At 68.1% G+C, this 12,504-nt stretch carries 13 protein-coding genes and 2 tRNA genes; 8 read left to right on the forward strand and 7 right to left on the reverse strand.

The genetic code is table 11. The features are described 5' to 3' along the window. Nucleotides 1-18: 18 nt before the first annotated feature. From H149_RS0112315 to H149_RS0112340, 6 genes are all read right to left on the reverse strand, one after another. Nucleotides 19-648 carry a MotA/TolQ/ExbB proton channel family protein gene (locus H149_RS0112315; protein WP_020650064.1) on the reverse strand — a complete coding sequence of 210 codons (630 nt, stop codon included), beginning with the start codon at nt 646-648 and terminating at the stop codon, nt 19-21. A 74-nt stretch (nt 649-722) separates the two neighbouring features. Continuing rightward, nucleotides 723-1,109 carry a hypothetical protein gene (locus tag H149_RS0112320; protein ID WP_020650065.1) on the reverse strand — a complete coding sequence of 129 codons (387 nt, stop codon included), beginning with the start codon at nt 1,107-1,109 and terminating at the stop codon, nt 723-725. Beyond that, nucleotides 1,106-1,777, reverse strand: a complete 672-nt coding sequence (locus tag H149_RS0112325; RefSeq protein WP_083930955.1) for a tetratricopeptide repeat protein — start codon at nt 1,775-1,777, stop codon at nt 1,106-1,108. Before H149_RS0112325 ends, H149_RS0112320 begins: the two co-directional genes overlap by 4 nt. Beyond that, on the reverse strand, nt 1,761-4,679 hold the full coding sequence (locus tag H149_RS0112330; RefSeq protein ID WP_245540513.1) for a tetratricopeptide repeat protein: 2,919 nt from the start codon (nt 4,677-4,679) through the stop codon (nt 1,761-1,763). The genes H149_RS0112325 and H149_RS0112330 overlap by 17 nt, the downstream gene beginning before the upstream one ends. Then, nucleotides 4,672-6,489, reverse strand: a complete 1,818-nt coding sequence (locus tag H149_RS0112335; protein ID WP_154654784.1) for a tetratricopeptide repeat protein — start codon at nt 6,487-6,489, stop codon at nt 4,672-4,674. Before H149_RS0112335 ends, H149_RS0112330 begins: the two co-directional genes overlap by 8 nt. Further along, on the reverse strand, nt 6,486-7,052 hold the full coding sequence (locus H149_RS0112340; RefSeq protein ID WP_154654785.1) for a hypothetical protein: 567 nt from the start codon (nt 7,050-7,052) through the stop codon (nt 6,486-6,488). Before H149_RS0112340 ends, H149_RS0112335 begins: the two co-directional genes overlap by 4 nt. Nucleotides 7,053-7,477: 425 nt before the next feature. Here H149_RS0112340 and H149_RS0112345 point away from each other — a divergent pair, with 425 nt between their 5' ends. From H149_RS0112345 to H149_RS0112355, 3 genes are all read left to right on the forward strand, one after another. Then, on the forward strand, nt 7,478-7,750 hold the full coding sequence (locus H149_RS0112345) for an HU family DNA-binding protein (protein WP_020650070.1): 273 nt from the start codon (nt 7,478-7,480) through the stop codon (nt 7,748-7,750). Between the two features lie 45 nt (nt 7,751-7,795). Then, nucleotides 7,796-7,871: transfer RNA gene (locus H149_RS0112350), tRNA-Val, on the forward strand. 12 nt (nt 7,872-7,883) lie between these two features. Next, a tRNA-Asp gene (locus tag H149_RS0112355) sits at nt 7,884-7,960 on the forward strand. A gap of 116 nt (nt 7,961-8,076) precedes the next feature. On the opposite strand, the gene H149_RS0112360 is transcribed toward H149_RS0112355, so the two are convergent. Continuing rightward, on the reverse strand, nt 8,077-8,445 hold the full coding sequence (locus H149_RS0112360) for a rhodanese-like domain-containing protein (protein WP_020650071.1): 369 nt from the start codon (nt 8,443-8,445) through the stop codon (nt 8,077-8,079). 178 nt (nt 8,446-8,623) lie between these two features. On the opposite strand from H149_RS0112360, the gene H149_RS22230 reads away from it, so the two are divergent. From H149_RS22230 to H149_RS0112385, 5 genes are read left to right on the forward strand one after another with little or no spacing between them, the layout of a single operon-like run. Continuing rightward, nucleotides 8,624-9,412 (forward strand): alpha/beta fold hydrolase, encoded by a 789-nt coding sequence (locus tag H149_RS22230; protein WP_083930956.1) that lies wholly within the window; start codon nt 8,624-8,626, stop codon nt 9,410-9,412. A gap of 16 nt (nt 9,413-9,428) precedes the next feature. After that, nucleotides 9,429-10,196 (forward strand): DUF3450 domain-containing protein, encoded by a 768-nt coding sequence (locus tag H149_RS0112370; protein ID WP_020650073.1) that lies wholly within the window; start codon nt 9,429-9,431, stop codon nt 10,194-10,196. After that, nucleotides 10,193-11,566, forward strand: a complete 1,374-nt coding sequence (locus H149_RS0112375) for a MotA/TolQ/ExbB proton channel family protein (RefSeq protein WP_020650074.1) — start codon at nt 10,193-10,195, stop codon at nt 11,564-11,566. The genes H149_RS0112370 and H149_RS0112375 overlap by 4 nt, the downstream gene beginning before the upstream one ends. Further along, nucleotides 11,556-12,083, forward strand: coding sequence for a MotA/TolQ/ExbB proton channel family protein (locus tag H149_RS0112380; protein WP_020650075.1), 528 nt, complete (start codon nt 11,556-11,558; stop codon nt 12,081-12,083). The genes H149_RS0112375 and H149_RS0112380 overlap by 11 nt, the downstream gene beginning before the upstream one ends. 2 nt (nt 12,084-12,085) lie before the next feature. After that, entirely contained in the window at nt 12,086-12,496 is a 411-nt protein-coding gene (locus tag H149_RS0112385; protein WP_020650076.1) for an ExbD/TolR family protein, read from the forward strand. Nucleotides 12,497-12,504 lie beyond the last annotated feature (8 nt).

Genomic DNA, 12,504 nt, shown 5'->3' on the forward strand with positions numbered 1-12,504 from the left:
ACAACGGCAGGGGCAGGATTACTTGCGCGCGGCGGCGCTGACGAACTTCGCGCAGGCGGCTTCCAGCCTGTCGACGAGCTCCGTCGTCTTGGCCTGCAGCCAGGCGTGGACGAGCAGGGTCGGGATCGCGACCAGCAGGCCGAAGGCCGTGCAGTTCATGGCCTCGGAGATGCCGCGCGACAGCAGGTCGGCCTTTTCCGTCGGGTCGGCGGTGCCGAGCGCCGCGAAGGCGCCGATCAGGCCGATGACGGTGCCGAGCAGGCCGAGCAGCGTCGACATGTTCGAGAACGTGGCGAGGTAGTGCGTGCGCTTCTCGACCGCCGGCAGCACTTCCATCAGCGCTTCCTCGGTGGCCGTCTCCACTTCGTTGCGGTGCGGGTCGACCTTGGCCTGGGCGGCGCCGGCGGTGAAGATGCGGGCGACGGCCGCGTCGGAGCCCGAGGCCAGCTGTTCGACCGTGGCGAGGTCGCCCTTGGCCAGCAGCGGCACGGCGTCCTGCCAGATCTTGCGGTTCTCGCGCTCGACGCGGCTCAGGAACAGCCAGCGTTCGATCGCGATGGCGACGCTCAGCGCCAGCACGATGGCGATCGGGTACATCATGAAGCCGCCCTTCTGGAAGAAGTGCAGGATGGTCACAAAGAAATCCATGTTGCGTTCCCTCGAATGGTCAGTCGTTACAAATGTCTCTTGTGCAGCCAGTCTTCCCTGATCAGGCTGCGCCGCTAGCGTGCCACAGGCGTCACCACGCCCTTTTTCTTCAGTTCCGCCGCGAGCACCTCGTAGTACTCGACCTGGCGGTTGAACACGACACGGTCGATCGGCACCGGTTTTTCTTGCAATAGCCGCGCCGGCCGGTCGATATCCTTCTCGGCCCGTGCATCGCGCCAGGGCATGATGTAGAGGCCGATCGGCGATTCGCGTTCACCGAAGATGGTCGTGCCGCCGCCTTCGGCGTGCGGCGTCAGCGTTTCCGGCCTGGCGACGACCGGCTTGTCGGCGGCCCCGCCGCCAATCGCCGGCATCTCGTCCTGCGCCGATGCGCTTGCGGATGCGGCCAGCAGCGCGAGCCCCAGCAGTGCCGGGTGCAGCTGCGCGGACAGGAACTTCATGGCGTCTTCTCCGCCGGTGCGGGCACTGCGGGTGCGGCCGGCGTCGCGGCCTTGAGCCGGGACTCCAGCTCGGCGACCCAGGCCATCACGCGCAGGTCTTCCTTGCCGGTCCGCGACTGGTATTCCTTGTACTGCACCAGCGCCGCCTGCGGCTGCTTCAGGTACTGGTCGAGCAGGATCGCGTAGTTGAGGCGGGCGAGGGGATCGCCGGGATCGGCTTGCAGCGCCTTCTCGTAGGCGAGCCTGGCGCGGTCGTAGTTGCCGGCCTCGCGGTTGAGGATGCCGAGCCAGTTGAAGGCGGCGGCATTGGCCGGGTTCAGCGTCGCGGCGCGCGTGAAGGCGTTGATCGCGGCGTCGCGGCGCTTGGACTTCGCGTAGAGGATGCCGAGGTTGGTCCACGGGCCGGAGAACTGCGGGAAGTCCTTGGTCAGCGCCGTGAGCTCGGCCTCGGCCTGCTGCGCGTCATTGTTCTTCATCAGCTCGAGCGCGGCGTCGAAGCGCTGCTGCGGGTCGCCCTTGTCGGCGACCGGCGCCGACGGCTTGGCGGCCGGTGCGGGCTTGGCGGCCGGACGCTCCGGCTGCGTCGGCGCGCTGCCGCAAGCGGCCAGCCCGAGCACGGGCAAGGCCAGCAGTGCGGCGCGCAGGAGGCGCTTACTTGAGGCTTTCATAACGATCCTGGCCCTGCTCGTGCTTGCCGTACTTGGCCGGCGCCAGCGCGGCGAGCTGCTGGGCGCTCTTGGCGATCCACTCGTCGTAGAGGCCCTGGCCGATGCGGCGCAGGTTGGTCTCGTAGGTCTGGATCGCCTTCTCCTCGAACGGATAGGCCTGCTCTTCGAGCAGCACGTTGTACTGCTCGATCTCCAGTTCCGACAGTTTCTTCGGTCGCTCCGAATCGAGCAGCGCGCGGCCGAAGCCCTGATACAGGCGGCCGGTTTCGTAGGTCGCGGCCGTCGTCACGTCGGCGTAGCCATAGGTCGCGGACTTCTCGAACCAGGCCAGCGCCTGCTCCATCGCCTGCTTGCGGCGCGGCAGGCTCTTCTCGACCGGCGCCGACAGCGCGATCGCCTGGGTGTCGGCGGCGGCGACGCGACCGAGTTCGAGGCTGGCCTTGGCGGCCAGCGCCTTCGAGCGTTCGGTGGCGCGTGCGCCGGCGCCGTCGCTGACGGCAACCTGCTCGCGCAGTGCCGCGGACAGCCGCTGCGGGTTGCCGGCGGTGCGGGCGTAATCGACGAGCCGGCTGCGCGCTTCGACGTTGCGGTCGAAGGCGGCCGGGAAGCTCTTCACGTAGAACTCGTAGGCAGCCGCCGCATCGGTCGACTTGGCTTGGTCGTAGAGGCTCGCCGAACGCCAGGCCGCTTCTTCGCGCGTCTCGGTGCTCTCGCTCGTGCGGCGGGCGATGCGGCCGTAGGCCTGCGCCGCGGCCTGCGGCTTGTGGTCCTTTTCGTAGGCGACCGCCAGCTTCTTGTCGACGTCGGCCTCGAGCGCGTGGTTCGGGAACAGGCTGCGGAAGTTCTCGAGCACCACGGTCGCGCGCGACCAGTCCTCGAGCGCGAGCAGCGCGGCGGCGCCGTCGTACTCGGCGGTCGCGCGGATCTTGGCCTGCGGCGTGACCTGGCCGACGCGCAGGAAGTGCTGCGCCGCGGTGTTCAGGTCGCCGGCGCTGCGCGCGGTTTCGCCCTGCTTGTAGATCGAGGCGGCGAGCTGCTCGACGACGTCGGCGCGCTGCGGGGCGCCGGCCGGCGTCAGCTTGAGTTCTTCGGCGAACGCGGTCTCGGCCTGCGCGTAGCGGTTCAGCGCGAACTGCGCGTCGCCGGTGACGCTCCAGGCGATACGGCGCTGCTCGGCGGTGACATTGCCGCCGGCCTTGATGACGCGCTCGGCGACGGCGATCGCCGGCTCGTAGTCCTTGAGCTCGTACAGATCCTCGGCGGTCTGCGTCAGCACCGCGTTGCGCTGCGCGTGCGCCGGGTAGGTGTCGGCGAGCTTGAGGCTTTCGGCGATCGCCAGCTTCAGCGCTTCCGGACGCTGTGTCGCCGGGACTTCCTTGGCGTGTTTCTGGTACGCGAGCACGGCGGCGTAGGCCGCTTCCGGCGCCTTGACGTGCGGTCGGTAGCCGTAGGCGGTCTTGCTGTACTCCTGCGCGGCTTCCAGCGTGTGGCCGCCGTCGAGCAGGGCATCGCCGAGCAGGAAGTTGATGTCCGGCAGCTTGGCGTCCTGCGGGTACAGCTCGATGATGCGGCGATACGACTGCGCGGCGGTCAGGAACTCCGCCGGCGGCGTTGCCGGCGCGGCGTTCGGTGTCTTGGCCTGCGCCTGCTGCGCGGCGGCGAGCTTCTGCTGCGCCGTTGCGTGGTAGTACTTGGCGATGTCCTCGAGATGCGCGCGCAGCGCCGTCATCACCTCCGGCGTCGCCGGCCGGCCCTGCCAGTACGGCGCCGACGGATCGTAGGTCGCCGCGTAGCGTTCCTTTTCCTTGATCGTCAGCTCGGTGAAGCCGCCCTGGTCATAGGCGGCGATCACGCGGGTCTGGAAGCCGGGCGCCAGCGGCGAGCCCGGATAGCGCTCGATGAACGCGGCATTGGCGTTCGCCGCGTCGGTGTAGCGCGATTTTTCGAGCAGCGCATCGCCGAGCGCGATGTACAGCAGCGGATAGAAACGCGGGTCGCCGTGGCGCGCGAGGTAGTCGTTCAGCGCCGGGCCGCCGCCGAGCGTGGTCAGCGACAGCGTGACGACGCGCAGCGCGTCCTTGGCCAGATCGTACTTCTCCTTGGCGACGCCGTTCAGCGCGGCCTCCGGATCGGTGGTCTCGCCGGCCGGCAGCTCGCGATCGAGGATGTCGAAGAAGGTTGCGATCGCCGGTTCGTATTTCGACTGCTTGTACAGCGCCCAGCCGTACTTGTACTGCGCCGGCACGAAGAACGGCGTGCCGTCCTTCAGGTCCATGACGGTCCTGTATTCGCTCTCGGCTTCGCCGTAGCGGGCCCGCGCGAACAGCAGTTCGGCGCGGCGGAAATGGGCATCGCCGGCCAGGTTCGAATCGGGCAGGCGCTCGTTCAGGCGCTTGAGCGTGTCGATCGCCGCATCGGTCTCGCCGATGTTCTGCTGCGCGCGGGCCAGCTGGTAGTAGATCCGGTCGTTCTTCGGATCCTGCGGGTGCGCGTACAGCAGCTCGTTGTAGAGCTTGATCGATTCGCGCAGGTTCTTCTCGGATTCCTGCGTCGTGCCGCTGGCGTCGGCCATCTGCACCTGCAGATCGGCGAGGCGGCGCGTCGCCTCGTTGCGCGTATCCGTATCCGGCTGCAGTTCGAGCAGTTTGCGATAGTTGGCGGCGGCCTTCTGCGCGTCCGGCGCGACGTCCTCGGACTTGATGACCGGCAGGACGTTCTCGTCCGGCGCCTTCTGCTTGCCGATGGCCTGGCGGATCGGCGGCGCGGCTTCCTTGACGACCTGCGGCGTACAGGCCGACAACGCCAGCGCCGCCTGCGCGACGGCGGCGAGCACGAACAGCGGGCGGGTCGGGAAGCGATGCGGGCGGGCCGCTCTGCGATTGGCGTTCATCGTGTCAGTCACGGCCGAGCTCGCCCTTCTGCTGGCGGTCGTACAGGCGCGCCAGCGCGAAGCGCGCCTCGATCAGATAGCGTTCGATCTGCTTGCGCTGGCCTTCGAGTTCCTGCGTCGCCATGTCCTTCAGCAGCTGCGCCTGCGCGCCGCCGGCGACGCCGAGCTGCTCGCGCAGATTGCCGACGCGGGCCTTCAGCGCCAGCGTGCGCTCGTACGGACCGTTGAAGCGGGTGGGCGGCGCCGCGAGCGCGAGCGCTGGCAAGTGCGGCGTCGCCGCCGCGGTCTTGGCGGCGTAACGGCCCGGCACGGCGAGATGCGTATCGAGCCGCAGCGTCGCCTTGGTGCCGGCATACGGGAGCTCGGCGTCACGCAGGGCGCGGCGCACGAGCTCGTCCGGATTGCCCGGTGCCTTCTCGGTCGCCAGGTAGCCACGCTCGATGCCGTCCAGGCGCGAGCGCCAGGTCTCGAGATTGCGCGACAACATGCGCAGGTCGCGGTAGTTCTTCAACGCTTCCTGGAAGCGGTGTTCGGCGAGCAGGCTTTGCAGGAAGTAGGTTTCCGGCGCATCCGGCAGGTCGCGCAGCTTCCAGTCCCAGCCGGCCTCGGAGTCGAGATCGCGGCGCACGATCGTCTCGACCATGCGGCCCTGCTTGATCGAAGCCATCGCGGTGTTCATGCGCTCGCGGCTGGTCTCGAGCACCTCGACCGCCTTCTCGTAGTACTGCAGCGCCTGCGTATGCGCGCCAAGCTGGTCGAGCGTGTACGGAATCGCCAGCCAGGCTTCCTGCACGGCGGGGTCCATCGGATCACGCGAGATCAGCTCGACCCAGGCGACCAGCGCGCGGCGCAGCGCTGCCTCGCTGTCCGGATTGCCGCTGCGCAGGCGGAACGAGCGCATGCCGGCGCGATCGAAGACGTCACGGTCGAGATAGCCGGGACGGATCAGGACGCCGAGCGTCGAGAACGAGGTATAGGTCCGCGATTCCGGGGCCTGGTCATCCGGCGTTTCCGATTTCTGGATGCGCGAGCCCTGCGGGGCCAGCTCGGCCCAGCCGAGGCCGAGCAGCGCTCTGTTCGAGAACGGGCCGTCGACGCGCACGCGGCTCAGCACCGGCTTGGCGGTGCCGCCCTGCTGCGTCTGCAGGAAGTGCCAGCCGAGCGTGAGGTTGGCGCGATCGCGCAGCGACAGGTCTTCCTCGTTGCCCGGGCGCATCGTGCCGACGCGGTCGAGCACGGTCTGGCCTTGCGCGGTGCGCCCGTCGTTGAGCAGGGCGACGCCGAGGTTGTAGCGCGTGAACGGCGACTGCTTGGAGGCGTTGTCCTCCTTGAGCAGCACATCGGCAGCTTCGCCGTAGCGGCCTTCGGCCATCAGCACGCGCGCCAGCAGATCCTGCCAGTCCGGGATCAGTTCCGGGGCCAGCTTCTCGCGGATGCGGTACAGCGTGGCGCGCGCCTCGGCGTTGTAGCCGCGCTGGAAATCGAACTCGCAGAGCCGCAACTGGGCGCGGGCGACGTCCTTGGCGTTGCCGCCGGAGGCGGCGATGCTGCGATAGATCGCCTCGGCGCGATCACGCATGCCGAAGCCGAGATAGTTGTCGGCCGTGCGCCACTGGAACTCCAGCGGCATCTTCAGCGGATCGGCGCCGCCGGCGAGCTGGCGCAATTCGACCAGCGCCGAGAAATGGCGCTTGTCGTTGTCGAGGTAGCGCGACAGCCGGACCTGCGGATCGTCGGCGCTGCCTTCCTTATAAGTCTCCACAGCGGAGGCGGCGAACGGCAGCAGGGCGGCGAGCGCGGCGAGCGGGAACAGGCGCTTCATTGCGCGGCCCTCCACTGCTTCATCGTCAGGCGCGGGCGGCCGCCGAAGCGGCTCTCGCGGCTGATGACGAACTCGATGTCGGTCGCCTGCGCCGGTTTGTCGATCGTCGTCTCGTAACGGTCGGTGAGCAGCGGGTCGCTCGGCTTGGCATCCGCGTACTTGCCGGTGAAGCTGATGCGCAGCTTGTGCGGACCGGGATCGGCCGACACGCGCATCAGGCGCTGCAGGCTGTTCTTGCCGAGGATCGCGCGCGCATCGAATTCATCGTAGTGATAGACCTCGGCGGGGCGGTCGTCGAGCGCGACGGTGACGTCCTGCAGCAGCAGGCCGCCGGCCTTGACACTCAGATAGACGTTGAGCCGGTCGTAGGCGGGCAGCAGCGCGTCGACTTCGACGGACGCGGCCTCGCTGTTGAACTCGAGCACCTCGTCCTTGAGGGCCTGCACGGTTTGGTCGAGCTTGATCGCCTGCTCGCTGAGGTCCGCCGCGGCGGCCGCAAGGGGCAGGCTGCACACGAGCACGAGGCTCGCGCCTAGGGCCTTCAGGCCTCGAGTTCTCGGCATCTGGAGGATTGGATCCGAATGGGTCCGCTGGAGTGTAGCAAAGCCGTACTCGCGATAGGTCGTCCAAACCCGGATCCTGATATGGAAGAATGCGTACAGGCGCACGTTCGTTTGGCGATGGCCGTTTGAACGGCACGCGCACGCGGACGAAAGGCGCGGCCTCTCGATTGACGTCGCCGCGAAGGGCGGGAACGCGCATCGAAGGTGTCGAAAAAACGTCCGCGCACTAGGCAGATGCGCGCGATTCGTCGTGTTGACGCTCGAAAACCCGCTTGCTATAAAGCGCCGCAACCCGCAATGACCCACGTGAACGCGCTTGCATCGGCGTGCGCAGATATATCGTCGAAACAACGGGCACGCCGCCTCACACTTAAAGCAGCATTACTTCGGCCCACGCCGTCATCCATATTTAGGGGACGTACTCCATGAACAAGACTGAACTGATCAACGCGATCGCCGACAAGGCCGATCTGTCGAAGGCTGATGCCGGCCGTGCGGTCGATGCCCTCTTCGAAGTCGTCGGCAAGGCGCTCAAGAAGAAGGACAAGGTTTCGCTCGTCGGTTTCGGCACCTTCCTCGTTCGCGAGCGCGCTGCGCGTTCGGGCCGCAACCCGAAGACGGGCGCCACCATCAAGATCAAGGCGAGCAAGACGCCGTCGTTCAAGGCTGGTAAAGCGCTCAAGGACATGGTAAAGTAGCGGTCTTTCCACGGTTGATTGCTGATGTAGAGCAAACGCCGGTCAGGGTGCTTAGCTCAGTCGGTAGAGCGTCGCCCTTACAAGGCGAATGTCGGCGGTTCGAGCCCGTCAGCACCCACCATGGATTTCAAGTGGAGCGGTAGTTCAGTTGGTTAGAATACCGGCCTGTCACGCCGGGGGTCGCGGGTTCGAGCCCCGTCCGCTCCGCCACGAATCAAGCAGAAGGCGCCCTCCGGGCGCCTTTTGTTTTTGCGCGCGCTTTTCTTGCACGGCGCCACCGCGCGATTGAAGCGCGCACCTGCGCAGACGGCAGGCGCGCGACGTGATCAGGGCGCGATAGGCACCAATTCCTTCAGGGCGCGCCAGCCTCCGTCGATCGACCAGACCTGGCGATAGCCCATCTTCTGGATGTTGTCGGCGGCGAGCGCCGAGCGATAGCCGCCGCCGCAATAGAGGAACAGCGGCGTGTCCTTGTCCGGCACGCGTGCTTCGATGTCGCGTTCGATGATGCCCTTGCCGAGCCATTCGGCGCCGCGCACATGCCCGGCCGCGAACTCGCTTTCCTCGCGGACGTCGAGCAGGCGCGCCTGCGGGTGGCGCGCCATCGTTTGCAGCAGCTCGGCGGCAGGCACTTCGCGAATGCGCGGGCGCACGCTGTCGACGAGCGCGAGAAAGCCCGGAGAATGATCGGCCATGGTCGTGCCTCCTGCGTTGAGCGGTTGACGGCGAAGCCCTAGATTATGACGACGGTCGCGCTCCCGCACCGGAACTGGCACCTTCGCCACCGGGAGCTTGCCGGCTGCATCATTCAACGTTGCGCACGATCGCTGTCATCCAGCCGATGCTTCGCGCGCGCCGCACTTGGGGGAGAGCATGGGATATCCGGTCGTTCTGGTTCATGGCATGTGGTGTACCGGCGCGAGCTGGAAGCGCGTCGCCGACATCCTCACCGCGCGCGGCTACGACTGCCACGCGCCGTCGCTGCCGGCGCACGACGATTCGACGGATCAGCCGCTGCAGGTCCGTCGCAAGAGTCTGCGCGAGTACCTCGATTTCCTGGAGCGCTCGATCGAAGCGCAGCACTATGAACGTGCGCCGATCATCGTCGGCCATTCGATGGGCGGTCTGCTCGCGCAGCAGCTGGCGGCGCGCGTCGATCCGCTGGCACTGGTGCTGCTGACGCCGGCGGCGCCGGCCGGCATCAACGCGCTGACGCCCGCCGTCGTCGCGGCGTTCGCGCCGTGGCTGTGCAGCGGCCTGTTCTGGCGCAATGCCCACAAGCCCGGCTTCGCGCATGCGCAGCGTTATGCGTTCAACGGCGTGCCGGCCGACCGCCATCGCGCCCTTTATGAGAGCCTGGTCCACGAATCCGGCCGCGCTTCGTTCGAGCTAGGCATGTGGCCACTGGATCTTGCGCGCGCGTCGGCTGTCGAAGCGGTCAAGGTGCGCTGCCCGGTCTACGTCGTAAGCTGTGGAAAAGACCGGCTGACGCCGGCCAGCGTGGTTCGCAAGGTCGCCCGGCGCTATTCGCAGGTGACGATGCGCCACTACCCGGAGCGCGGGCACTGGGTGATCGACGACGAGGAGACCGACGAAATGATGCATGCCATTTGCGGCTGGCTGAGGCCTTTCGAACAGCGCAGCGCTCGCGCGGCGCGCTGACGTGCGCACATCGGCGATGGATCGCCTGAAGGCGGCCCGGCAGGCGCTGGCGCTGGTTGCATTGCTGGGCGGGGCGCTGCCGGCGGGCGCGCAGTCCGACAGCCTGGGCAAGGCGCTCGATGCGGCGCAGCAGACGCAGCGCGCCGCGGTCGCTTCGCAACAGCGCGTCGATCAGCTCGACGACCAGACGCGCGCCCTGCTCGAGCGCTATCGCGCGGCGACCTGGCAGTCCCAGCAGCTGAACGTCTACGCGCAGCAGCTCAACGAACTGCTCGCACAACAGGTGACCGAGATCCAGAGCCTGCGCACGCAGCTCGCCGATCTCGATCGCGCCGGCGAAGACCTGATGCCCTTGATGCTGCGCATGACCGACAGCCTTGCGCAGTTCGTGGCGCTGGACCTGCCGTTTCTCGGCGACGAGCGCCGCGAGCGCCTGGCGAATCTGAAGCAGGCGCTCGGCGATCCGCAGGTCAATGCCGGCGAGAAATTCCGTCGCATTCTCGAGGCCTATCAGGTCGAGATCGATTATGGCCGCGCACTCGGCGTCGAGCGTGTCGAGATCGGGCAGGAGACCGTCGACATGCTGCGCGTCGGGCGTGTCGCGTTGTACGCGCTGGCGCCGGACGGCAGTCGCCCGCGCATCTGGAACGCCGCCGCAAAGCAATGGGACGCCTTGCCGCGCGGCGAGGCGGCGGCGATCCGTGAAGGCTTGAAGATGGCGCGCGAGCTGACGGCGGCGAACCTGCTGCAACTGCCGGTGCCGGCGGCGCGGAGCGCGCCATGAAGCATCTCAAAGTGTTGATGGTCGCGGGCGCGCTGCTGGTCGGCGCCACGCCGGTCGCGGCGGCGGAGCCGGCGAACGGTCTCGATGCCTTGCTCAAGCAGGTGCAGGATGCCGCCGGCCAGAACGCGCGTCTGAATCAGGAGCGCGAGCAGCGCTTCCTGCGCGACAAGAACGACCAGGCCGCGCTGGTGCAAAAGGCCGAGGCCGAGCTGGCGGCGGCCAAGGCGCGCGCCGACGCGGTGCGCGCGCGCTTCGCCGCCAACCAGAAGGAAATCGCCGAGCTGAAGGCGCAGCTGCAGGCGCGTGCCGGCGACTACGTGCAGGTGCAGGGCGCCGTCAAGGAAGCGGCCGGGGCATTTCGCGCCGTCGTCGTCGAATCGCCGATCAGCGCGCAGGCGCCGGATCGTCTCGCCACGCTCGATGCTCTTGCCGACCGCGACGGCTATCCGCCGGTCGCCGAGCTTGAACGTTTCTGGTACGGCCTCCAGCAGGAGCTCGTCGAGGGCGGCCGCGTGGCCCGCTTCACGGCGCCGGTCGTCGATCCGGACGGCCAGCGCGCCGAGCGCGAAATCGTGCGCATCGGCAGCTTCAGCGCCTTCGCCGACGGTCACTACCTGGTCTTCGACGCGCAGGCGAATGTCCTTGCCGAGCTGACGCGTCAGCCGGCGCGGCACTGGCGCGCGCTGGCGCGCGACTTCGCCGCAACGGGCGACGGTCTTGCGGCGGCGATGATCGATCCGTCGCACGGCAGTCTGCTCGCTCAGGAAGCGCTGCGGCCGGGACTCGCCGAGCGTATCCATCAGGGCGGTTCGATCGCCTACGTCATCATCGCGATCGGCGTCGCTGGCGCGGTGCTCGCGCTCTACCAGCTCGTCTATCTGCTGCGGGTCGGCGCGCAGGTGCGCGCGCAGCTGCGCGACATCGGCCGGCCGCACACTGACAATCCGCTCGGCCGTGTGCTCGCCGCGTTCCGCGGCGATCCGGCCCAGGGCATCGGCGACGCCGAGGTCCTGGAGCTGCGCCTGTCCGAGGCGATCCTGCGCGAGATTCCCGCCCTCGAACGCTTTCAGCCGCTGCTGCGCCTGATCATCGCCGCCGGCCCGCTGCTGGGGCTCGTCGGCACGGTCACCGGCATGATCATCACCTTCCAGGTGATCCAGGAGCAGGGCGCCGGCGATCCGCGCCTGATGGCCGGCGGCATCTCGCAGGCGATGATCACGACCGTGCTCGGCCTCGGCGTCGCCGTGCCGATGCTGTTCGTCAACGCGATCCTCTCGGCGCGCTCGCGCGTGCTCGTGCAGATCCTCGACGAGCAGAGCGCCGGCCTGCTCGCGCGGCACATCGAGAGCGGAGCGGCCGATGCGACTTGAGTGGCTGCTCGCGCCGTTCGGCTCGGTTTCGGCGCTGATCGAGGCCGGCGGCTGGGTGCTGCCGTGGATCTTCGTCACCGCGCTGCTGATGTGGACGCTGATCGCCGAGCGCTGGTGGTACTTCCGGCGCATCTATCCGGCGCAACGCGAAGCGTTGCGCGCGCAATGGCTGGTGCGAGCCGAGCGACGCTCGTGGAGCGCGCGGCAGATTCGCGCGATGCTGCTGTCGCAGGCACAGCTGGCGATGAGCGCGCCGCTGCCGCTGCTGCGCGTGACGGTGCCGATCGCGCCGCTGCTCGGCCTGCTCGGCACGGTCACCGGCATGCTCGAAGTCTTCGACGGCATGATGATCAGCGGCTCGGCCGACGCGCGAACCATGGCCTACGGCGTCTCGCACGCAATGATCGCGACGCTGGCCGGTCTCGTCGTCAGCGTCAGCGGCATGTATTTCCTGAATCGCTTCCAGACCCGCGTGCAGCGCGAGGCGGAACGCTTCGGTGACGAGCTGGTGCTCTGAGCATGCGCACGCGCCGCCACACGCACCCGCCCGAGGAAACCGGCATCGATCTCGCGCCGATGCTGGACTTCGTGCTCAACCTGCTGATCTTCTTCATCATCACCAATACCTTCGTGTCGGAAGCCGGCATTCACATCGAGCGCCCGGTCGCCAGCACGGCGGTACGCCAGGAGCGCAGCAACGTGCTGGTCGCGATCGCGCCGAACGGCGAGGTCTGGAGCGACGGCCAGCGCGTCGACATCCGCGCGCTGCGCGCGCATCTGCAGAAGCGGCGCCAGGAGAATCCCAACGCGGCGGTGATCGTGCAGGCCGATCGCGACGCGCGCGCCGGCCTCGTCGTCGAAGCCATGGACCAGGCGCGGCTCGCCGGTTTCAAGAACGTGGCGATCGCCGCCACGCCGGCTGCGAAGTAAGGAGCAGC

The sequence above is a fragment of the Solimonas variicoloris DSM 15731 genome (assembly GCF_000382285.1).
GTDB classification, from domain to species: Bacteria; Pseudomonadota; Gammaproteobacteria; order Nevskiales; family Nevskiaceae; genus Solimonas; species Solimonas variicoloris.